The sequence below is a fragment of the Chromobacterium sp. FG89 genome (assembly GCF_057808735.1).
On record NZ_JBMDIQ010000005.1, the window covers coordinates 40509 to 60554 of the forward strand.

The 20046-nt window shown below is 68.2% G+C and carries 21 protein-coding genes; 15 read left to right on the forward strand and 6 right to left on the reverse strand.

From position 1 onward, the window contains the following. Positions 1 to 31: 31 nt before the first annotated feature. Together ACODRW_RS06405 and ACODRW_RS06410 are read right to left on the reverse strand one after the other, a co-directional pair. On the reverse strand, positions 32 to 2635 hold the full coding sequence (locus tag ACODRW_RS06405) for a hypothetical protein (RefSeq protein WP_488905391.1): 2604 nt from the start codon (positions 2633 to 2635) through the stop codon (positions 32 to 34). 58 nt (positions 2636 to 2693) lie between these two features. Beyond that, positions 2694 to 3095: a hypothetical protein gene (locus ACODRW_RS06410; RefSeq protein WP_227105408.1), complete on the reverse strand. Its 402-nt coding sequence runs from the start codon at positions 3093 to 3095 to the stop codon at positions 2694 to 2696. A 614-nt stretch (positions 3096 to 3709) separates the two neighbouring features. On the opposite strand from ACODRW_RS06410, the gene ACODRW_RS06415 reads away from it, so the two are divergent. From ACODRW_RS06415 to ACODRW_RS06460, 10 genes are all read left to right on the forward strand, one after another. Next, the gene (locus ACODRW_RS06415) at positions 3710 to 5404 is read left to right on the forward strand and encodes a HilA/EilA family virulence transcriptional regulator (protein ID WP_256477528.1); all 1695 of its coding nucleotides are present in this window, start codon (positions 3710 to 3712) and stop codon (positions 5402 to 5404) included. Next, on the forward strand, positions 5401 to 5865 hold the full coding sequence (gene iagB / locus ACODRW_RS06420) for a type III secretion system invasion protein IagB (RefSeq protein ID WP_304502823.1): 465 nt from the start codon (positions 5401 to 5403) through the stop codon (positions 5863 to 5865). Before ACODRW_RS06415 ends, iagB begins: the two co-directional genes overlap by 4 nt. After that, positions 5862 to 6638: a hypothetical protein gene (locus ACODRW_RS06425; RefSeq protein WP_488905392.1), complete on the forward strand. Its 777-nt coding sequence runs from the start codon at positions 5862 to 5864 to the stop codon at positions 6636 to 6638. The genes iagB and ACODRW_RS06425 overlap by 4 nt, the downstream gene beginning before the upstream one ends. Positions 6639 to 6830: 192 nt before the next feature. After that, positions 6831 to 8012: a PrgH/EprH family type III secretion inner membrane ring protein gene (locus ACODRW_RS06430; RefSeq protein WP_488876608.1), complete on the forward strand. Its 1182-nt coding sequence runs from the start codon at positions 6831 to 6833 to the stop codon at positions 8010 to 8012. A gap of 18 nt (positions 8013 to 8030) precedes the next feature. Beyond that, on the forward strand, positions 8031 to 8282 hold the full coding sequence (locus tag ACODRW_RS06435; protein ID WP_166454394.1) for a type III secretion system needle complex protein: 252 nt from the start codon (positions 8031 to 8033) through the stop codon (positions 8280 to 8282). A 42-nt stretch (positions 8283 to 8324) separates the two neighbouring features. Further along, positions 8325 to 8630: a type III secretion system inner rod subunit SctI gene (gene sctI, locus ACODRW_RS06440; protein ID WP_166454395.1), complete on the forward strand. Its 306-nt coding sequence runs from the start codon at positions 8325 to 8327 to the stop codon at positions 8628 to 8630. Further along, entirely contained in the window at positions 8627 to 9382 is a 756-nt protein-coding gene (locus ACODRW_RS06445; RefSeq protein WP_107800845.1) for an EscJ/YscJ/HrcJ family type III secretion inner membrane ring protein, read from the forward strand. The genes sctI and ACODRW_RS06445 overlap by 4 nt, the downstream gene beginning before the upstream one ends. Next, a complete protein-coding gene (locus ACODRW_RS06450; RefSeq protein WP_107800846.1) occupies positions 9375 to 9962 on the forward strand; it encodes a type III secretion apparatus protein OrgA/MxiK in 588 nt (195 codons plus the stop codon). The genes ACODRW_RS06445 and ACODRW_RS06450 overlap by 8 nt, the downstream gene beginning before the upstream one ends. After that, the gene (locus ACODRW_RS06455; protein WP_227105414.1) at positions 9919 to 10614 is read left to right on the forward strand and encodes a hypothetical protein; all 696 of its coding nucleotides are present in this window, start codon (positions 9919 to 9921) and stop codon (positions 10612 to 10614) included. Before ACODRW_RS06450 ends, ACODRW_RS06455 begins: the two co-directional genes overlap by 44 nt. Next, a complete protein-coding gene (locus tag ACODRW_RS06460) occupies positions 10611 to 11135 on the forward strand; it encodes a hypothetical protein (RefSeq protein WP_235086007.1) in 525 nt (174 codons plus the stop codon). The genes ACODRW_RS06455 and ACODRW_RS06460 overlap by 4 nt, the downstream gene beginning before the upstream one ends. A gap of 1 nt (position 11136) precedes the next feature. On the opposite strand, the gene ACODRW_RS06465 is transcribed toward ACODRW_RS06460, so the two are convergent. Beyond that, the gene (locus ACODRW_RS06465; RefSeq protein ID WP_235086005.1) at positions 11137 to 12147 is read right to left on the reverse strand and encodes a questin oxidase family protein; all 1011 of its coding nucleotides are present in this window, start codon (positions 12145 to 12147) and stop codon (positions 11137 to 11139) included. A 72-nt stretch (positions 12148 to 12219) separates the two neighbouring features. Between ACODRW_RS06465 and soxR the strand changes: the two genes are divergently transcribed. The 3 genes from soxR (at position 12220) to ACODRW_RS06480 (ending at position 14321) form a co-directional block, all read left to right on the forward strand. Then, a complete protein-coding gene (gene soxR / locus ACODRW_RS06470) occupies positions 12220 to 12714 on the forward strand; it encodes a redox-sensitive transcriptional activator SoxR (RefSeq protein WP_488905393.1) in 495 nt (164 codons plus the stop codon). A 215-nt stretch (positions 12715 to 12929) separates the two neighbouring features. Beyond that, positions 12930 to 13823: a hypothetical protein gene (locus ACODRW_RS06475; protein WP_488905394.1), complete on the forward strand. Its 894-nt coding sequence runs from the start codon at positions 12930 to 12932 to the stop codon at positions 13821 to 13823. 63 nt (positions 13824 to 13886) lie between these two features. After that, positions 13887 to 14321, forward strand: coding sequence for a CesT family type III secretion system chaperone (locus tag ACODRW_RS06480; protein ID WP_488905395.1), 435 nt, complete (start codon positions 13887 to 13889; stop codon positions 14319 to 14321). Between the two features lie 95 nt (positions 14322 to 14416). On the opposite strand, the gene ACODRW_RS06485 is transcribed toward ACODRW_RS06480, so the two are convergent. Further along, positions 14417 to 14950, reverse strand: a complete 534-nt coding sequence (locus ACODRW_RS06485; RefSeq protein ID WP_253315164.1) for a carboxymuconolactone decarboxylase family protein — start codon at positions 14948 to 14950, stop codon at positions 14417 to 14419. A gap of 107 nt (positions 14951 to 15057) precedes the next feature. Between ACODRW_RS06485 and ACODRW_RS06490 the strand changes: the two genes are divergently transcribed. Together ACODRW_RS06490 and blaOXA are read left to right on the forward strand one after the other, a co-directional pair. After that, a complete protein-coding gene (locus ACODRW_RS06490) occupies positions 15058 to 15885 on the forward strand; it encodes a helix-turn-helix domain-containing protein (RefSeq protein ID WP_235085996.1) in 828 nt (275 codons plus the stop codon). A 96-nt stretch (positions 15886 to 15981) separates the two neighbouring features. Further along, positions 15982 to 16815 carry a class D beta-lactamase gene (gene blaOXA / locus ACODRW_RS06495; RefSeq protein ID WP_253315165.1) on the forward strand — a complete coding sequence of 278 codons (834 nt, stop codon included), beginning with the start codon at positions 15982 to 15984 and terminating at the stop codon, positions 16813 to 16815. Here the strand turns inward: blaOXA and ACODRW_RS06500 are convergent. Beyond that, positions 16797 to 18836, reverse strand: coding sequence for a prolyl oligopeptidase family serine peptidase (locus tag ACODRW_RS06500; RefSeq protein ID WP_253315166.1), 2040 nt, complete (start codon positions 18834 to 18836; stop codon positions 16797 to 16799). The genes blaOXA and ACODRW_RS06500 overlap by 19 nt on opposite strands. Before the next feature lie 89 nt (positions 18837 to 18925). After that, entirely contained in the window at positions 18926 to 19990 is a 1065-nt protein-coding gene (locus ACODRW_RS06505) for a saccharopine dehydrogenase NADP-binding domain-containing protein (protein WP_253315167.1), read from the reverse strand. Positions 19991 to 20046: the final 56 nt, after the last annotated feature.

Consider the following 20046-nt stretch of genomic DNA (forward strand, 5'->3'; position numbering starts at 1 on the left):
TTTAATCCACCGCCGCTAGAATCCACCGCCGCTAGCGCGCCAGCGGCAGTTCTTCCCAACCGGCGAAACTCTGCTTGTCCGCCTGCCATAAGGGAAGCTGGCGCTCCATCATCGCATCCAGTTCCTTCAGCGCTGCGTCCCCGGCGGGCCTGGAGCCGCCGACAGCGTAAGCTTCCATCGCGGCGAAGAAATCCGCGCCGTCCGCGCCCTGGCGCCGCAGGTAGTAATCGGCCTCCCGCCGCACCGCCGAGCCCGGCTCGGCCAGCTTGCGGCACAAGGCTTCCAGCGCCGGGCGCTGCGCCTCTCTCATCGCGGGCCAACGCTCGCTCTCGTCCACCGCCTTCAGGTGCAGATAATGCATCAGCGGCGCGCTCAGGCTGTTGTCGCCCCAGCGCTCGCCCAGCACCGCTGTGGCGGAGGCGCCGGCGTTAAGGCCCAGCTCCAGGGACACGCCCGGCTGCAGCGGCACGCCGCCGGAGGCGGACAGGCCAAGGTTGCCGCTGGCGCTGACCCGGCTCAGTTGCAGCCGAAAGCCGGCGGCTTCGGCCGGGAAATCGGCCTGGGTCTGGTATTGCGGCCGATAAAAGCGCAGCAGCAGGGTCAGCGCGCCGCCGCCTTGCAGCCCCGCGGAACTTTGCAGGCCGGCCAGCGCCGCCGGCACTTCGGCGGCCAGGCCGTGCGGCGCCAGCTGCGCGCTCAGCGCGTCGCGCAAGGCGTCCAACGGCCAAGAGCCGCTCAGATTGCCGGACAGGCTGATCCTCACGTCCTTGTAATCCCCGGCTCGCACCGGATTGTGATGCACCCGGGTGCGTTCGGTCAGCGAGGCTTCCGCTTTCAGGCCCAGCGGCCCCAGCGCGCCGCCCAGATCCAGCGCGACGCTGCGGTCGCGGATCTGCAGGCGCAGCACATCGTGGAAGCTGGTGCGCTTGGCCAGCGCCGCCGCGTCGTGACGGACGGGCGGCGCGTACAGCCGAGGCGCCAGCTCGTCCAGGCTCTGCAACAAGGCCTCGTCGCCCTTGCCCGCCGCGCTCAGGGTCAGCGCGGCGTGGGCCAGCGCCATATTGGCCAGCGTTTCCTCTCGGCTTCCCGCGCGCCAGGCGGCCTGGATGGAGCGTTCCACCGCCGTGCCGCCCTGACGCTTGCCGATGCCGGCGTCCAATTGCTGGGCGACGGCGCAGAAATGTTCGAATTCGGCACGCAGGCCGTCCGCGGCGTCGCGCAGCCGCTCCGGCGTCTGTTCGCGCAGCGCCGCCATGCTCTGCGCGCCGCTGAGCCAGCTCAGCGGATGATTGCGCGCGTCCGCGCCCATCAGCGCGGCGGCTTTTTGTTCGATGCCGGCCAGCCGCTGTTGCGCGATCGTCGCGTTGCGCGCCGCGCCCTGCTCCTGGCGCAGGCCTTGCCAGATCGGGGTCAGCGCGTCGGCCTGGATGTCGATACGCTCCACCGCCGCGCCAACGCCGACGCCGATGCCCACGGCCTCGGCGCGCGCGGAGGCGCTGCCCTTGACGCTGTCCACCGTGCTGGGCGGCAGATAGGGCATCTGCGCGCCGGGCAGGGACGCGGCGCTGTCGCGCTGGCCCAGCCAGCCCAGCAATACGCCCAGCCGCTGCTGCTGATCCGCCGCCTGCTGTTGCAATTGCTGGTACTGACGCAACTCATTGCCGTGGCCGGGACGGAACAAGCGGATCAAGGCGCCCACCGCGGTGCGGGCGCTGACGCCCAGGGTGTCGCGGCGCGAGCCGTGAGCCAGTTGGTCCGCCTTGAGTTTGACGAAGGCGCGGGAGCTGGCGTACTCCACCGCCCGCGTACGTTGACGACGCCCCTCCACCGCGCCGGACAAGGAGGCGACGCCGACGCCACCCTGAATCCCGGCGCGTGCGGACACCGCCTTGCCCTGGTTCTGGAACACGAAGCCTTCGTCGTCGTTGTCCATGCCGCGGCTCCAGGCCAGGCCCACGCTGAAGGTGGCCTTGGCGCCGGCGCCGGCCTCGCCCAGTCCCAGGCCGACCCCAACCGAAGCGCCGACATTGCGCTCCTGGCTGGCGCCCGGCTGATCAAAGCGCTGGAATTGCGGCAGCAGTTGCGCTTCCGCCTCCGTCCGCGCCAACTGCGCCCAGGCCGCCTGGCCCAACAGGGCCAGCCGCTGGCCCAGTTCCGCCAGCGGGCTGCCCGGCGTCGCCGCGCGCGCCAGCGCTTCCATGTCCAACGACAACCGCGCGCATTCTTTAATGTCCAGCGGCGTCTGCGCGTCACCGGCCGCCAACTTCTGCCGCAAGCTTTCCACGATGGCCACCGTCTTGGGCGCCACCGCGTGGCTACGCGGCAGGATGTTCAGCGCCTGCACCCAGCGCGGCCAGCGCGAGCGTTCCGGCTCCGCCTGGCGATACGCTTCGCGTTTCATCGCCAGCAGGGTCTGGCCCAGGTCTTCGCGCCGCAAGCGCAGCTTGTCGTCGCTGAGGACCACCTGACTGCCGCGCGCCGGCGGCGCGTCTTCCACGCGGCGTTCCGCCGCGCCGCGCGCGCCGCTCAAGGCGGCGGCCAGGCCCTGCGCCGGCCGCGGCGCCGAAGATTCCGATAAGCGGCGGAAGCCCTGCAACCGCACCGTACCCGCCCCGCTTGCAACTGTGTCCAACATGGATGCCTCCTCGCGCCGCATCGCGGCTCAAACGCCGGGCCGGGCCCGGAGCGCCTGCCTAGTTTTCGCCGTTGCCGGCTTTCAAGTTCGCGGCCAACGCCAAGGGCGACGGCCTTTCCGCTTGCAATTCCCGCCCCATCTCCGTCCAGCCCAGCAGCAGCCCCTGCAATTGCCCGCGCGCCTCGGGACTGACTGTCCCGTCTTTCACGCCCTGGGCCGCCAAGTCGCAATATTTAGCGCAGTCCCGAGCTAGCTCGGCTATCACGGCCTGCCAGGCGTCGGCCTGCTTGGACGCCGGCTTCTGTTCGACAGCCGGCGCCTGCGCCGTCATGCCGCCGCCGCGCAGCGCGGCCGCGAACGGGCTCTGCGCCGGCGCGGACGGCGCGCCTGGCTGCGGCTCGGACAGCGTCGCCAAACGGGGGGAATTGGCGGTCGGCTTCGACGAAACATTAAAAGACATTTCAAACGCTCCTGATTTGGCGGCGAGGCCAGAACAACGGTGATGAGGGGCCGCCGGCGCATGCTCGGCGACAGCGTCAAACTACCCCAACGCCGGTAACCGAACTTGCATAAATCGGCCGCGGCCTCGTCCGAGCCGCCCCCCTCGTTTTTGAGAGTTTTCCCATTTGTAGCAAGCACTCCCTCACGTAGTATTCCTACATACATCAATTTATGCGAAGGAAATCAAAAACCTCCCTAACAACCCGATGACATAACAACAGGACAAACAAGACCATGTCATTCGCTGAACATTTTTTGCAAGCTGGCCCTCGGCGGCAAAAGTACCATCCACTCTCTCTGTTTTTATGACCGGATAAAGGCTTTGAGCGCCAGTTGACGACACTGGCAATTCCAGGCGACAGCGGGCGGGAAGCGGCGGACACACGCCGCGCGATGCGAATCCGCAGCCGGCCCCAAGAACCAGCGCAAATCACCCAACAGATCCACCGAACAAAAAACACGCCGACATGCCGCGATGCTACGGGGAATAGCACACAAGTCGCAGCATTGGTCGACTCGATCCGCATGGTCCGCCATGCGCTATTGCGCCGTGCGCGCAAGAGGAACTAGAAGATGGCGTTACATAAAGATGGCTTCATGAACAGGCAATTTGTTTTTGGCGACTTCGTCCTTCACTTCGACGGCATGCTGCTGCACCGCGAGCAGCAGATCAGCATTCCGCCCAAGGAACTGGCTGTGCTGACCACCCTGCTGGAAGCGGCGGGAGAGCTGGTCAGCAAGGACGCGCTGCTGGACCGCGTCTGGCCGGACGGCGAAGTCAACGAAGAGTCGCTGACCCGCTGTATCTACGCGCTGCGGCGCATCCTGCTGGAAACCAAGGATTGCCGTTATATCGACACGGTGTACGGCAAGGGCTATCGCTTCAGCCGCCCGGTGGCCATGGTGTCCAAACCCACGCCGCTGGCGGCGCAATGCTCGGTGGCCGTGCTGCCCTTCCGCACCCATCCGCAGCTGGACGCGGTCAGCCTGCACAACGCTCTGGTGCAATGCCTGTCGCGCTACTCGCCGTTCGGCCTGATCGTGCTGCCGGCCACCATCACCCAAAACTGCCGCGACGTCACCGACATCGTGGCGATGATCGATCAGCTGCGCCCGGACTACTACCTGGCCGGCCAGACCCTGCAGCAAGGCGGCGTCTGGAAGCTGCGGGTGGAATTGGTGCGCGCCGCCGGCCATCAGCTGATCCACCATGAAAGCATAGAGCTGAGCCCGGAACAGCCGATCACCGCGCTGCAAACCCGGCTCGCCAGCCTGTTGCCGCAACGCATTCCCGGCCTGCGCTGGAACCAGGGCCAGAACAACGAGCTGGGCTCGCTGGACATGGCCATCACCTATCTGAACGGCCGCCACGAACTGCAGCAACACACCCCGTCCAGCCTGCGTCGCGCGCTGATGCTGCTGCGCCAATGCGTCAACGCCGGCCCCAGCCACGCGCTGCCTTACTGCAGCCTGGCCGAGTGCTATCTGACCCTGGCCCAGCTGGGCCTGTTCGACCAGGCCCAGGCGCTGATCCAGGCGCAACAGGCGGTGAACAAGGCGGTGGAACTGGACGCGGCCAATCCGCAGGCGCTGGGACTGCTGGCCTTGCTCAGCAGCATGCGCTCGGAGCAGGCGGTGGCCGAGGCGCTGTTCGAACAGGCGCGGCTGCTGGCGCCGGATGCCGTCGACATCCATTACTACCACGCCTGGCATTTATTCCTGTCCGGCAAGCTGGCCCAGGCGCAGCAGGCGCTGGACGCCTGCCTGGAACGCGACCCCTCGCGCATCTCCGCCAGCATTCTGAAGCTGTGGCTGACCTATTACGAACACCGCATCGACGACGCGGTGTCGCTGGGCAAGCGCCAGCTCTGCCAATACGGCCAGAACCACCCGGTGCTGCAAAGCGTGCTGGCGCTGCTGCTGGGGCTGCAAGGCCAGCACGCGCAAGCCGACGAGCTGGTGCAGGCGGTGCGCGACTCCGGCGAGGAAGCCGGCCTGCTCGCCCTCAATCACAGCTACGTGGACTATTGCCGTCGCGGCGACGCCGCGGTGCCCGCCTTGCGCGCCTTCCTCGCCAAGGTGGACAGCCGCCAGGTGCGCTCCAGCCTGCTGCCGCTGATCCTGGCCGCGCAGGGCCCGGAGGCCGCGGTCCAGCATTGGCGCCAATTGCAGGCCGAAGGCTATCTGTGGATCAAGGCCTGGCGCCACGATCCGCGACTGAGCGAGCTGGCGGAACACGCTCAGCCCTGCCAGCCGGAGGCGGCGTGATCCGCGTCTGTCTGTTGTCCGCCCTCTTCTTGTGCGCCGGCGCGGCGCGGGCGGACTGCTGGGATCGCGCCGGCCGCATGTTCAATATCGCGCCGGACTTGCTCTACGCCATCGCCCAGCAGGAGTCCGGGCTCAAGCCGGACGCGGTGGGCCGCAACCGCGACGGCAGCCGGGACCTGGGCCTGATGCAGATCAACAGCACCCATCTGCCGCGGCTGCGCCAGCTGGGCGTCACCGAACCGCAGCTGATGGGCGACGCCTGTCTGTCCGTGGTCGTCGGCGCCTCCATCCTGGCCGAGATGATGAAACGTTACGGTTATTCCTGGGAGGCGGTGGGCGCTTACAACGCCGGCACCGCGCCCAGCCGCCGCGCCTTGCGCATGCGTTACGCCGAGCAAGTGTGGCGGCGCTACCAGAAGCTGCGCCAAGCCGCCCCACCCCCAAGCAAGGAGCTCTCATGATTCGCTCGCTTTCTCCCGCCCCGCGCGCGCTGTCCGCGACGCCGCCGCCCACCTCCCCCAAGCCCAGTCCCTCCTCGGCCTGGACCGCCCAGTTGCGCGGCGTCAGCCAGGGCGCCGCGCCCCAGCCCGCGCCGCGCACGGCGCAGCCCGGCCGCTCGGTAGGGCTGCTGCGGCAAGCTTTCCAGCAAGCCGCGCCCCAGGCCCGCGCGGAAACGTCGGCTCGGCCCATGGCCAAACTGCAGCAGCCCGCGCCCCTGGCGGACGTCGGCCCGGCCCGCGCCGACGCCGCGCCGACGCCCAAACGCGACCCGATGGCATTGCTGCGCCAACGCATGACGCCCGAGGCGCTCAAGGATTTCGAGCAGAAACTGGCGGACACCGCCGGCAAGCGCGCCCCGGCCAAGGCGCCTCAAGCGCCGGCCGCCATCGTACAAGCCGCACCGGCCGCGGCAGCCCCGCCAGCAGCCCCGGTCCTGGCCGCCGCGCCGCAGCCGACGCAGCCCGGTCAGATTCCACCGCCTCCGCCTCCCCCACCGCCGCCGCCCGTCAACGCGGCGGCCCCGGCGGCCGGCCCGGCGCGCGCCTGGAACAAGGTCGCGGCGGCCAGCGTGGCCGATATCCAGCAACTGCGTGATGAACAAAGCCAGAAACTGCGCAAGGAGCCGGGTTCCAAGCCCTCCGCCGCCTCGCCGGCGGGAGCGGAGCTCATTAACGAATTGAAAGAGCGACAGCAAAAAATGGCGGCGCGGGCCGCCAGCGCTCAGCTGCGGTAATTCCGCAACTCTCCCGATCCCCCTTTACATGGCGGCCGCCGCTTCCGCGGCACGCCGCCATGCTTTTTCCCTCCTCCCCGAATCTGATTCCCCTCCCGAGATTTCATCGGTTTTCCATCAGGAATCCGTCCCCGCATGTCCGTAAAGTGGATGCCAACATCGCAGAACCTTGCGCACTCACCGACAGACACCATGGCAGCTGAAGACATCACTCTCTCCGCGCCGGCGCCCATCGTGGTCCGCCTGCTCAACAGCCCGCTGCGCGGCTGCGAATTCCTGCTGCAGCCAGGCAAGACCCTGTTCCTGGTCGGCCCCGCCGCCGCCCTGACCGAGGCCGGCCAGTTGCCGGAATTGCCGGCAGACGCCCTGTTCATTCCTCTGGAGCAAGGCGGGGTCAATTTCGAAGTGTTGATCGACCGCGCCGAGCCCGACCGGGTAACGCTGCGCGAACTGCGCGACGCCGGCGTGGACGAGCGTCCGGCCGAATTCAACCGCCCGCTGCGCATCGGCGCGCTGGAGCTGGCCTTGCGGCCGGAGCACCTGTCCTGGTCGCCGGAAGTGCTGGGCCACGGCCAGGACGCGCCGCCGCCGGAACAAAAACCGGCGCGCCGCCACGCCGCCGCCGCGGTGGCGCTGGCAGTGATCGCCGCGCTATTGCTGGCCGGCGGCGGCTACTGGCTGTGGAACACCCCGCAGCGCCAGGCCTCGGAATTGAACGCGCTGCTGGGACGAGACAGCCAGCGCTTCCAGGTGCTGCCCGGCCGCGACGGCGTGTTCTACGTCTCCGCTGCCAATGAGCGCGACAGCGCCTGGGCGCGGCAAGTGCTGGCGCGCGGCGACTACAACCGCCCGGCGCAGGTGCTCAGCCCTCAGCAGGAAAACGAACGCATGGGCCGCTGGCTGGCGGATAACTACCCCCACCTGCCCTATTACCGCTTGCAGCTGGACAACCCTCGCCGGCCGCAGCTGTGGGTCAGCCAACAGCGCGCCGCGCTGGGCGGGCCGGCCAGCCAGGCGCTGTCGCAGCGGCTGGCCGAGCAGATGCCCTACGCCGACGCGGTGGACATCGTGCCGGTGGACGACGCCGCTGCCGCGAGCCAGGCCGAAACCGGCCTGTCGCGCCAGGCGCTGCCCTTCACCCGCAGCGAGCAGCCCAACGGCATCACCTTCGTGATCCAGGGCGCGCTGGACGACGGCGAACTATTGCGCGCGCGCCGCTTCGTCGACGACTACTACCGCCAGTGGGGCGGCCGCTACGTGCAATTCGCCATTGAATTGAAGGACGACTGGCTCAAGGGCAAGTCCTTCAAGTACGGCAACCAGGGTTACGTCAAGATGGCGACCGGCCACTGGTATTTCCCCAAACCTCTGTAAACCCAAAGGCAAACCACCATGGCAATCGATATCACCAATCCGGACTGGACCCTCAGCGACATGTCCAAGGAGTTCGACACCGGCACCAGCAAGCTCCAGGGCGAGCTGACCACGGCGCTGGATAAGCTGAACGGCAACCCGTCCAACCCCCAGTTGCTGGCCGACTACCAAAGCAAGCTGTCCGAGTACAACCTGTACCGCAATGCGCAGTCCAACACCGTCAAGGTGTTCAAGGACATCGACGCGGCCATCATCCAGAACTTCCGCTAAACCCCGACGCCGGCCACGCGCCGGCGCTTCAGGAGTCCGCCCATGACCCCCATCGCCGCCCTCTCTCTGGATTCGCTGACCGCCCAGGTCAGCGACATCACCCGCTCCGAGCACAATCTCGTGTCGCTGGACGATCGCCTGATCCAGGCCTTCTCGCAAAACGCCGTCGGCGTAGGCATGGAGAAGGACGCCATTCTGCAACGGCTGGAACAGCCGGGCCTGTTGAGCAATCCGGCCGTGCTGATGGAGCTGCAGCAGCGCACCTCCAATTACAACCTGGAGGTGTCCATGATCAGCACCCTCACCCGCAAGACCGTGGGCGCGGTAGAAAGCCTGCTGCGCTCATGATCCGCCATGGTTTCAAAGCCGTATTGCTGGCCTTGCTGCTGACCGGCTGCCAGCAGAAGGACTTGCTCAAAGGCCTGGATCAGCAGCAGGCCAATGAAGTGATCGCCGTCTTGCAGCGCCACAATATCGAGGCCGACAAGACCGACCGCGGCAAGACCGGCTTCAGCATCGCCGTGGCGCAGCCGGACTTCGCCGCCGCCGTGGACTGGCTGAAGGCCTACAACCTGCCGTCGCGGCCACGGGTGGAAGTGGCGCAGATGTTCCCGGCGGATTCGCTGGTGTCCTCGCCGCGCGCTGAAAAGGCGCGGCTGTACTCCGCCATCGAGCAGCGGCTGGAGCAGTCGCTGCAAACCATGGACGGCGTGCTGTCCGCGCGCGTGCACGTCAGCTACGACCTGGACTCCGGCGAAGGCGGCCGCGCCGCCAAACCCATCCACCTGTCCGCGCTGGCGGTGTACGACCGCGACGTGGACCCAGAGCAAATGGTCAACGATATCAAGCGTTTCCTGAAGAACAGTTTCGCCGACATCGATTACGACAATATCTCGGTGGTGCTGTCGCGGCGCAGCGAGGCGCAGCAGCAGGCGCCCACCGCGCCGGCGGAAGAGCGCGGCTCCGGCCTGAGCTGGCTGATGGCCGGCGTGGCGCTGATCGCCCTCCTGGGCGCGGCGGCGGCCTGGCTGTGGCAGCGCCGCGCGCCCAAACCCGTCGCCGAGCCGCCGGCCGCCGAGCCGCAGGCCGGACATGAGTAGCCGGCCCGCGGCCCGCTCGCCGGCGCTGCAAGCGCTGCTGTACGACCCGCTGGCCTATCTGCACCCGCGGCGCTTGGTTCTGCCGCCGGCGCTGACCGCCTCCGCCGCCGCGCGCGCGGCGGCCAATGAGCTGCTGATCTCCGCCTATCGGCTGGACAGCGACTGCGCCGACGCCCAGTTGGACCCGCTGGCGCGGCAATGGCTGCGCCACTGGCGGCGCTTGCCGCAAACCGCCTATTTGCTGGGTTGCCACGCGCTGCGCGCCGGCCTGGGCTGGCAGGCGGGCCTGCTGCGGCTGCCGGACTGGGCGCAGGACTTCGCCGCCGTGGCGCTGCCGCCGGACGCCGCCGCCGCGCAGCGGCCGGCGCTCAGCCACGGCGCGCTGCTGCTGACCGGCTACGGCCGCCTGCAGGCCTGGCGCGAGCGTCTGCCGCGCCCCTTGGCGCAACGCTTGCCGCTGCAGTTCCCGCCGGAGGCCGACGCCGCGCCGCCGCAGCCGCCCGCCGACGCCCTGATTCTGACCTTGGCCCTACAACATGCCCAGAGACATCCCCACATCCCGCCCTCCGACCGCCGCTGAAGGCGTGCTGGTGCGCCGCGGCCAGCTGCGCCGAGCCGAACGCGCCGATCAGCTGGAACGCGAGGCGCGACAACAGGCGCAGCGCGTGCTGCGCGACGCCGAGCGCCAGGCCGAAGCCCTGCGCCGGCAAGCCTGCCAGGACGGCTATCAGCAAGGCATGCTCGCCGCGCTGGAACACGCGGCCGCCCATCTGGCCGCCGGCCAGGCCATGGCCTGGAACTGGCGGGAGCGGCTGGAGCAAGAGGCCCGCGCCATGCTGAGCGCCGCCGTGGACCATCCGGACACCCTGCTGCTGCTGCTGGACGAATGGCTGCGCGGCCTGGATCAGCCGGACGCCACCCTTTATCTGCAGCTGCCCAAGCGCGCCCGCGCGCTGCAGCCGCAGTTGATGACGCTGCTGACGGAAAACTGGCCCGGCGCCATCCAGATCGACTATCACGCCGACACGCGCTTCATGATGCGCTGCGCGGACCAGGCGGCGGAATTCTCGCCGGAACAATACGTGGAGCCGGCCAGCCGCCAGTTGCTGCAATGCCTGGAGCCCTTGCCTCAGGACTGCCGCCGTTTGTCGGAGCAGGCGCTGCGCGGCTTGATCGCGCAACTGGAACAAGACCTGGCGGCCTTGACCGCCGCAGACAGGAGCCCGGAATGATCCCCTCGCTGACCCCTTCCGCCATCGGCCGCGCCGCCGCGGCCGGCGACGACATCGTCCCGCTGCAGCAACGGCTGCTGGCCGCGGCGCAAAACGCCGACGGCGCCGCGCCGCCGACGGAAACCCCGGCGACCGACGACGCCAAGCCAGTGGAGCCGCCGCCGCACAAATGGCCGGACTTCCAGTCCGACCCGTTGGCGGTGGCCTTCCTCGCGGCGCTGCGCCAGCTGTCGCCGCCGGCGTCCGACTCGCAAGAAGACAAACAGCGCTACGCCGACGCCGTCGGCAAGCTGCTGGGCGAATTCAAAGACCCGGCCACCGGCGAACTGGCCTTCACCACCTTGAAGCAGAAAAACGACATGATCCAGCGCACGCTGGAACAGATCGACGCCGCCTCGCCGCTGCACACCGCGCTGATGACCTCGCTGGTGGGCAATATCGGCGTTGCCGGCATGATGCAGCAATGGATGCAGGACGCCATCATGTCCGGCGGCGTGCCCAAGGAAATGGAGGACTGGTGATTCACACCGCGTCCCACAAGGCCCGCGCCGCCGCCGCGTGGTAGAAGACATCGCCGCTGCGCTGGAACTCGCGATGGCAGGCGTACACCAGCTTGATCACATGCTCGTTGCGCACGTTCAGCACACGTTGCAGCAATAAGGGCCAGGCCGGCTGCGCGTCCGGCAGTTCCTCCGCCTCCAGCGCCGGCGCGCCGATGGACACATAGGCGACGCAGAAGGTCTGCCACAAAGCCGGGTACCAATCCTCCGCCGGCAAGCCGGGCAGATGCTCCAGCACGTCGCGCAGCGCCAGCGTCGCCGTCACCATGTGCAGCGCGGTGAAATTGTCAGTCTGCCAGTACACCCGCAGCGCCGCCCGCGCCAGCGCGTCCAGCCAGTCCGGCGTTTGCGGCGCACTGGGCAAGGCGGCGGCGAAGCGCGGATCGGCCAACACCGCGTCGAAGCGATCGTGTATCCAGTAATCCGGGCTGTTCCAGCCAGCCAGCGCCCGCGACAGCCGCGCCAGCCCGTCCTCCGCCGAAGCCGCCGGCGCTTGCGCGTCCAGGCCGGCGGGCAGGCGCAGATAGCCGCTCAGATAATAGGCCAGCCCTGCCGCCGCTTCGCCGGCGTGGCCGGCGCGCAGGGCGAAGGCCAGGCGGATCAGCGGATGGAAGGCGCCCCCGCCCGGCGAGAACGGCAGGCTGGCCAACACTTGCCGCGCGGTGTCCTCCACCCCGCGCGCCGCCACCCGCTCCTCCATCACCCGGAGCAGCGCCGGGAAGGCGTCCAGCCGCCCCAAGGCCGCGTCCCAGCGGCCCCAGCCGATATCGTATTCTACCGGCTCCGCCGGCTCGGCGCGCTCGCTCTCCCAGAAGTCGAAGAATGCCCGCAGCTGATGCGGCTCCGCTCCCATTTCCGCCAGCGCGGTCAGCGCCATCGGGCAATGGTTGGTGGTGTCGCTGTGCATCAGCGAAAACTCATGGTTAGCGTCCAACAAGGCATGCAGTTCAGTGTGACGGCTTGGCGCGTTCATGGCGTCCTCCTTGAAAAATCCATGCGCTTACGATAAAAGTTAAAGTCAACTTTAAGTCAAGCGAGTCCGCGCATGCCCGTCGCCCCCATGGCCAAACCCTCTCCCTGGCTCAGCATAGGCGAGCTGGCGAGCCGTTCCGGCGTCGCCGCCAGCGCGCTGCGCTACTACGAAACCCAGGGCCTGCTGCACAGCGCCCGCTCCGCCGGCGGCCAACGCCGCTACCCGCGCGACGCGCTGCGCCGCGTCGCCTTCATCCGCGCGGCCCAGATCGTCGGCATCCGCCTGGACGACATCCGCGGTTCGCTGGCCGCGCTGCCCAGCCAGCGCACGCCGACCCCGCGCGACTGGGAGGCCTTGTCCGCGGACTGGCTGCCGCGTTTGCAGCAGCGCATAGACGAGCTGACCCGGCTGCGAGACCGGCTGGGCAACTGCATAGGCTGCGGCTGCCTGTCGCTGAGCCAGTGCGCGCTGTACAACCCCGGCGACTGCGCGGCCAGCCTGGGCGACGGACCGCGTTACCTGATAGGCGAACCGCCGGCGGAAGCGCCGGGCCAACCACCAGGCTGAGAGTCTGTTCTAAAGTCTCGCGAGCTAGAGCGAGACAAGGCGTTGCGGCTGAGAACACGTGGTGCATGAGCATTTTGAGCTTGGTTTCAACGCCCATTTCTATCCATCCCGCCGACGCGCAGCAGATCGTAAACAGGTTCTGAGCGCTTCCTGAAAGCCGCTGTCGCAACGGCGCGGTGTAATAGCGCCCATTTCAACGCCACTGGAGCGCCACTATGCTATTGCCTCTCGGCTTTCCCTCCGTCCGGCCCAACGCCAGCCCCTCGTACGCCCCTGCCCAGGCCCCGGAGACCCCCGTCGCCCAGACCGGCAGCCTCAAGGGCAAGCCGGTGCGCATAGACGACAGCGCCGAAAGCCGCGGCAAAGCCCATGCGGTCTTGAGCGAATGTCTGTCCGACGTGCGCCGCTTCTTCCAGCCGCTGAGCGGCCGGGTCGCCCGCTTCTTCGGCGCGATCCCGGACTGGGTGCGCAAGCTGACAGGCCAGGCCAAGCCGGCCGCGGCCAGCGCGCAGCAAGCGCCCGTGTCTCCTCTCACCGCGTCGTTCGCCGCCAATTTCTGCCGCCTGTGCGACACGTTCCAGGCCAGCCTGGCGGATAAGCGCAATATGGACGGCGCCTTCCGCGTGCCGGCATCGCACGAGAAATTGCAGAACGTGAAACAACAGATGGCGAATGGAGAGATGGCGCCGGACTCGCTCAGCCACATCGAGATTGCCGCGCTCATCAAGGACACCCTGAAACAATTGCCGCTGCCCAGCGATCAAGACCTGCACGCGCTGCACGCCAGCGGCGCAGACGTCACCCGCCTGCACCGCGAGATGTTGTCGCAATTGCCGGAAGGGCCGCTCAAGCAGTGCGGAAGCGCGGCGATGCGCACCCTGGCCTTGAGCCATCGCCATGCCGACGCCGGCACCGGCAGCGCGTTCAGCAAAACCTCCATCGAGGTTTCCGCGCCGCTGTGGCAGATGACCGAGCTCCAACTGGCCAAGACCATGCCCGCGATTGGCGGAGCGCTGCTGCAAGGCTGGCTGGATGAGCCATCCGCCCCGGCGGGCCCGCAAGCCGCGCTGATGCAGGAGTTGCGCGCCAAGCTGAACGCCGGACAGTAAGCACCATGCCGCCGGCCGCCGCGCGCGGCCGGCTTCCCTTCCCTCATCCAAAAAAGAAAAACCATGTCCACGCCTTTCCAACACGCCGTCGCCCAGCTTTGCCAGTCTCTGTCCCTGCAGCCGCCGGAACGGATGGACGACAGTCTGTTCACCTTGCAAGTGGGCGAACACGCGGTGCACCTGAGCGAACAGCCGGCGCGCCAGTTGCTGATGTTCTGCTGCCTGTCGCCGCAACAGGCGCAAACGGACGCGCCGCCGCTGCGGCAGAATCTGTTCAGCGACGATCCGCTCAAACCGGTGATCGGCCAATCCGAGCACAGCCAGGACTGGGTGCTGTGGAACCGTCAGCCGCTGGCCGATTGCGACGCCGCCGCGCTGCAGTGGCAGTTGGAGCGCATCAGCGATTGCGCCGAACAGTGCTGCCGCGCGCCGGAACCGGCGGCGTCGACCTTCGCGCCGCAGGCGCTGCGTCAGCGCCACGCCCGGCTGCATTGCTGAGCAGGACAAAACCCGCACGAAAACGGCCGAGGCCGCCGGCATACCCCAGTACGCCGGTCAAGCCTCGGCCGCGCTCAATCAACGGCAAGCGCCGCCTACAAGTCCACCACCGGGAAATCGATCTCGGTGCCGGCGATCAGATTGGCGTAATTGGTCAGCGTGTTCAGCGCCACCGCGGCGATCACCTCCACCAGCAGGCCGTCGTCGACGCCGGCGGCGCGCGCCGCGGCCAGGTCCTGATCGGACAACACGCCGCGCTGGCTGACGATTTGCCCGGTCAGCCTGGCGATCGCGGCGGTCTGCGCGTCGGCGGCCTGACCGGCCCGCGCCGCCTGGATGTCGGCCTCGCTCAGGCCCGCGCCCTTGCTCATCAGGGTATGGGCGGACAGGCAGTACTGGCAGGCGTTGGCCTGAGCGGCCGCCAAGGCGATCACTTCGCGCTGGCGCGCGCTGAGCTTGCCCTTGGCCAGGGCTTCGGAGAAGCCCAGATAAGCGTTCAACACCGCCGGAGACTGGGCGAAGGTGGCGAACAGATTGGGCACCTTGCCCAGCTTGGCCTTGACGGCGTCCAGGGTGGCGCTCAGTTCCGGGCTGGCTTGATGGCGGTCTACGGTGGGGATGCGGGGCATGATGGGCTCCTGACTCTCGAGTTGAACGACGATGGGGACTGCACAGAAGTCATCTTGCAATACAATCAGAAGCCTATCGTCTCGAAAACTTTGCAGATCGTATCGAAATGGACCTGTTGACGCCCTTGCTGCAGCAAAGCGCCTTCTCCGCGCGCGTATTCCATCATGGCAATTTATGTCATCTGGCGGACTTCGACCCTGGCGCAATGGCCGGTCATCTGCATCTGCTCAAGGGCGGCCGCCTGCGCTGCACCTTGCGCGACGTCCTGGTGCTGGACACCGACCGCCCCTGCGCCTTGCTGTTTCCCCGCCCCAGCGCCCACATCCTGCTGCCGGAGGGCGAACGCGGCGCCGACTTGGTCTGCGCCAAGCTGGACCTGGGCTTCCAGACCGGCGGGCCGCTGGCGCTGGCGCTGCCGGAATGCCTGGTGCTGTATCTGGACGATACGCCCAGCCTGCTGCCCACGCTGCGGCTGCTGTTCGACGAGGCCTTCTCCGAACGCTTCGCCCGCCAGGCGGCGCTGGATCGTTTGATGGAGTATTTCCTGATCCAGGCGATACGCGTGGTGATAGACGGCGGCCAGATCCACAGCGGCATCTTCGCCGCCATGTCCGACCCCAAATTGGCGCGCGCCGTCAACGCCATCCACGCGCGGCCGGAGCGCGGTTGGACCGTGGAACTGCTGGCGGAGCAGGCCGGCATGTCGCGCGCGCGTTTCGCCGCCCGCTTCCGGCAACAAGTCGGCCTCGCCCCGCTGGATTATCTGACCGACTGGCGGCTGGCCGTCGTCCGTCATCAGCTGCGCCAGGGCCAGCCGATCAAACGCATCGCCGCGCAAGTGGGCTACGCCAGCCCCGCCGCGCTCAGCCGGGTGTTTGCCCAGAGGCTGGGGCTGCCGCCCAGCGATTGGCTGAAGCGGCAAGCGGCCTCCTGAGCGGCCCGCGCGTGGAACTTTGGAATCCGGCGCCCCATCTGACTTCAGACCGCGCGGTCCAAGGGATGCCGCGCTGAATCCATCAAGGGAAACATCATGAACACACCACGCCTCGCCGGCGCCGCGCTGCTCTGCGCCGGCCTATTCAGTCTGCCCGTCCACGCCGCCACGCTATGCACGCTGCTGGCCGACGCCAAGAGCGGCGACATCCTGCTGCGACAAGGCAGCTGCGAACAACGCTACACCCCGGCCTCCACGTTCAAGATTCCGCTCAGCGTGATGGGCTTCGATTCCGGCTTCCTCAAGAGCGAACACCAGCCGGCCTTGCCCTACCGGGACGGCTATGTGGACTGGGGCGGCGACAACTGGAAACAGCCCACCGATCCGGTGCGCTGGCTGAAGTATTCGGTGGTGTGGTATTCGCAGCAGATCGCCCAGTCGCTGGGCGAGGAGAAGCTAGGACGCTACGCCGACGCCTTCGGCTACGGCAACGCCGACTTTAGCGGCGACCCGGGCAAGCACAATGGACTGGAACGCGCCTGGATCGCCTCCTCGCTGCAGGTGTCGCCGCTGGAGCAACTGGCCTTCCTGCGCAAGCTGGTCAATCTTGAACTGCCGGTGTCCAAACACGCGCAGGAACTGACGATGAAGATCGTGGAAACCAGCGCGGCGGCGGACGGCTGGCAGGCGCACGGCAAGACCGGCATGGCTTATCCGCGCAAGGCGGACGGCCAGTTCGACGAGGAACACCCGTACGGCTGGTACGTGGGCTGGGCCAATAAGGGCGAACGCTCGCTGGTCTTCGTGCGCCTGATCCAGGACGACAAGAAAGAGCCGGGCACCGCCGGCGTGCGCTCGCGCGCGGCCTTCCTGGAGGAATTGCCGGCGCTCGCCGCAGCGTCCGCCCCCGCTCAATCCATCAGCCGCTGATACAGATAGACCAGCACCCGCGCCAACTCCTGCGCGGTCTGCTCCTGGCCGGCGTTGCCGCTATGGCCGCCGGCCTCGGTTTCCAGCAGCAGCGCGTCGTGGCCCAGCTCCCGCATCCGCGCCACCATCTTGCGCGCATGCGCCGGATGCACGCGGTCGTCCTTGGCGCTGGTGGTGAACAGGGCCAGCGGATAGGCCAGATCGCCGCGTAGCCGGTGGTAGGGCGAATACGCCTCCAGCGCCGGCCGCTGCGCCGGATCCTCCGGATCGCCGTATTCGTCTATCCAGCTGGCGCCGGCCAGCAGCTCGGTGTAGCGCAGCATGTCCAGCAGCGGCACTTCGCACACCACCGCGCCGAATAATTCCGGCCGCTGCGTCATGCAGGCACCCACCAGCAGGCCGCCGTTACTGCCGCCCTCTATGCCCAGCTTGGCCGGCGCGGTCAGGCCGCGCGCCACCATGTCTTCCGCCACCGCGATGAAGTCGTCGAAGCCCACTTGGCGGTTCACGCCCTGCGCCGCCTGGTGCCAGCCGGGGCCGAACTCGCCGCCGCCGCGGATGCAGGCCAGCGCGAAAGCGCCGCCGCGTTGCAGCCAGTGCGGGCCGAAGTTCTCCACGTAGTAAGGCATCATCGGCACTTCGAAGCCGCCGTAGCCGTACAGCAAGGTGGGCGTGGCGCCGTCCAGCGGCGCGTCGCGGCGGCGCACCACGAAATAGGGAATGCTTTCGCCGTCCGGCGCGCGTGCCTGCCATTGCTCGGCGACGAAGTCGGCTGGATCGAAAGCCTCCGGCTGACGACGCAGGCATTCCTGCTGGCCGCTGGCCACGTCCAGCCGGTACAGGCCGGTGGGGGTCAGGAAATCGCTGAAGCTGTAGCACAGGATATCGCTGTCCCAGGGCTGGTCGGCGAACTCGATCACCCCGCCGCTGGGCGTGGGCAGCGCGCGCTCGCGCCAGACGCCGTCGATCTTGTCGAAGGCCAGCAGCCGGCTCTTGACCTGGTCCAGCAGATTGACCACCACGCTGGCGCGGGTGGTCTCCACCGACTCCACCGCCAGCCGCGGCTGCGGCGCCACCAGCCGTTGCGCGACGATCCGCCCCTGCCGCAGCGGCTCCAGCGCCACCGCCAGCAAGGCGCCGGCCGGATAGCGGGTCCCGGCGGCGTCCCAGTCCTCGGCCAGCTTGACGATCAGATCGCCGTGCAGATAGGCCTCCAGCTCCGCCTTGGGCGGCAAGGGCAGCGCGTGGGTTTCCAGCGCTTCGTCGATCAGATGGTAGGTCTTGCTGTAGAAGCTGTCCGAGCACTCGATCAGGTCCAGCGTCGCGCCGTCGGCGTCGAGGAAACGCCAGGCGGCCACCATCATCGCGTCTTCGCCGGCGGAGAACACCTGGCTCCAGGCATGCCGCCCTTCCTCGCCGCGCTCCACCAGCCACACTTCGCGCGGATAGCCGGAACGGGTCAGCGGCGCGCCCGGCCAGCCGGGGCAGGCCCAGGCGCTGTCCGGATCGCGCCAGGCCACATGGCTCTTGCCTTCCGGAAAACTGAAACCGTCCGGCCGCCACGCGCCGGCGGCCAGATCGTATTCGCGCGCGATGCCGGCGTCGCCGCCGCCCGCGGTCAGGTGCACCATGGCTTGCAGCGGCGCCAGCGTGCAGTGGGACACCCCGTCCAGATACCAGTCCTCGCCGGCCTCGTCGGCCAGCGCGTCGATGTCCAGCACGGTCTGCCAGTCCTGCTCGGCGGCGCGGTAGGCCGCCAGCGTGCTGCGGCGGTAAATGCCGCGCGGATGGGCTTCGTCCTGGTGGAAGTTGTACAGCCAGCCCTCATGCTCGGCGCAGAACGGGATCTGGCGGGTATCGCGCAGGTGGGCGAGGATTTCGTCGCGGAGGCCGGCGAAACGCGGGTCGGCGTCCAGCCGCGCCTGGGCGCGCGCGTTCTGCTCAGCCACCCATTCGGCGGCGGCGGGATCGTCCAGGTTTTCCAGCCAGGCGTGGGGATCGAGGGCGTTATAGTCGGACATCGGCGTCATCACAATTGCGGATCAATGGCCGCGAGGTTAGCACCCCGCGCCGCCAACGCCAAATGCGCCATGCCCGCTGCGCCCGAAGTTCAGACCGCGCTGATCTCCACTCCCTCCTCCCGCAGCTGGCGGCAGGCGTGCTCGGGGTCCAGCAACGCTTCCCCCAGATAGACGCCGGCGGGCGGCGCGTCCGCCCCCAATAGATGCTCGATCTGCAAAACAGCGCCCAAGGCCGTCAGATGCGCTTGTCCCAAAGGGTCCGCCAGTTGCACGGTTTTTCCGCACGGCCTGCCGGCGGCGTCCTTGCCCTCGACGGCAATGCGGATGCGGTGAGCCGCGCCGGGCCCGGGGTTGTAGAGCAGCGCCTGCCGCGCGCTGTTGAACATCGGCCGCGACAGCAGCCGCCATACGCCGCTGCGCACCAGCACATGCAGCAAGGCGGTGGCTTTGCCGTCGTCGAAGCCGATGCGCGCATCCACCTGCGCGGCGCCGACGATGGCGGGCAGATTCGCTTGATCCGGGGTATCGAAACGGTAAACCCTGTGACGGCCGGCGGCGCCGAAGTCCGCGACGCGGCCATCGAGAAAACCGCCGCGCTTGACCCACTTCCCCCCTTCCATGGTGTGGAACGGTTCGGATAGGCGGTCCATGTATGCGGTCGAATTCGGCCCCGCCTGATCCGCCATCGCGAACAGGATGTCGATGCCGACGCGCTCGACCTCGGCGACGGCCCTCGCCGCGTCTCGCGCCACAAGGCTGGCCACGCCGGCCATCCAGGCCGATGACAAGACCACCGGCGCGCGGGGAGGCCCGTAAGCGGCCGTCGTCAGCAAGGCCTGCTTCAGCCGCTCCGTCCAGCGGGTCACGTCAAGGTAGGCGTGACCTTGGGCCAGGGCCAGGCGCAACAGCCGGTCATGCGCATCGTTGACCAAGCCCACGATGAGCGCGCCCTTGAGAGCGTCCGGCAGCGCCGGCGCGTCCACGTCCATCGCCATCGCCTCGGCGCCATATCGCTGCGCCACCGCCCGAGCCGCGTCTAGACGACGGCCGGCGATGACGAGCTTGAGATCCGGCCTGCGCCGCGCCAGCAAGGACGCCACTTGCGCGCCCACCACGCCGCTGCCGCCGACAAGAACAACGCGGGAAGAAGTCATGCCCCACCTCGGTTTTGGTCAATTGACCAATATTAAAACATGAACTTGGTCGTTTG

Coding starts and splice junctions, on each gene's coding strand:
- ACODRW_RS06405 (WP_488905391.1), bottom strand. CDS start 2,635: ATGTTGGACACAGTTGCAAGCGGGGCGGGTACGGTGCGGTTGCAGGGC.
- ACODRW_RS06410 (WP_227105408.1), bottom strand. CDS start 3,095: ATGTCTTTTAATGTTTCGTCGAAGCCGACCGCCAATTCCCCCCGTTTG.
- ACODRW_RS06415 (WP_256477528.1), top strand. CDS start 3,710: ATGGCGTTACATAAAGATGGCTTCATGAACAGGCAATTTGTTTTTGGC.
- ACODRW_RS06425 (WP_488905392.1), top strand. CDS start 5,862: ATGATTCGCTCGCTTTCTCCCGCCCCGCGCGCGCTGTCCGCGACGCCG.
- ACODRW_RS06430 (WP_488876608.1), top strand. CDS start 6,831: ATGGCAGCTGAAGACATCACTCTCTCCGCGCCGGCGCCCATCGTGGTC.
- ACODRW_RS06435 (WP_166454394.1), top strand. CDS start 8,031: ATGGCAATCGATATCACCAATCCGGACTGGACCCTCAGCGACATGTCC.
- sctI (WP_166454395.1), top strand. CDS start 8,325: ATGACCCCCATCGCCGCCCTCTCTCTGGATTCGCTGACCGCCCAGGTC.
- ACODRW_RS06445 (WP_107800845.1), top strand. CDS start 8,627: ATGATCCGCCATGGTTTCAAAGCCGTATTGCTGGCCTTGCTGCTGACC.
- ACODRW_RS06450 (WP_107800846.1), top strand. CDS start 9,375: ATGAGTAGCCGGCCCGCGGCCCGCTCGCCGGCGCTGCAAGCGCTGCTG.
- ACODRW_RS06455 (WP_227105414.1), top strand. CDS start 9,919: ATGCCCAGAGACATCCCCACATCCCGCCCTCCGACCGCCGCTGAAGGC.
- ACODRW_RS06460 (WP_235086007.1), top strand. CDS start 10,611: ATGATCCCCTCGCTGACCCCTTCCGCCATCGGCCGCGCCGCCGCGGCC.
- ACODRW_RS06465 (WP_235086005.1), bottom strand. CDS start 12,147: ATGAACGCGCCAAGCCGTCACACTGAACTGCATGCCTTGTTGGACGCT.
- soxR (WP_488905393.1), top strand. CDS start 12,220: ATGCCCGTCGCCCCCATGGCCAAACCCTCTCCCTGGCTCAGCATAGGC.
- ACODRW_RS06475 (WP_488905394.1), top strand. CDS start 12,930: ATGCTATTGCCTCTCGGCTTTCCCTCCGTCCGGCCCAACGCCAGCCCC.
- ACODRW_RS06480 (WP_488905395.1), top strand. CDS start 13,887: ATGTCCACGCCTTTCCAACACGCCGTCGCCCAGCTTTGCCAGTCTCTG.
- ACODRW_RS06485 (WP_253315164.1), bottom strand. CDS start 14,950: ATGCCCCGCATCCCCACCGTAGACCGCCATCAAGCCAGCCCGGAACTG.
- ACODRW_RS06490 (WP_235085996.1), top strand. CDS start 15,058: ATGGACCTGTTGACGCCCTTGCTGCAGCAAAGCGCCTTCTCCGCGCGC.
- blaOXA (WP_253315165.1), top strand. CDS start 15,982: ATGAACACACCACGCCTCGCCGGCGCCGCGCTGCTCTGCGCCGGCCTA.
- ACODRW_RS06500 (WP_253315166.1), bottom strand. CDS start 18,836: ATGTCCGACTATAACGCCCTCGATCCCCACGCCTGGCTGGAAAACCTG.
- ACODRW_RS06505 (WP_253315167.1), bottom strand. CDS start 19,990: ATGACTTCTTCCCGCGTTGTTCTTGTCGGCGGCAGCGGCGTGGTGGGC.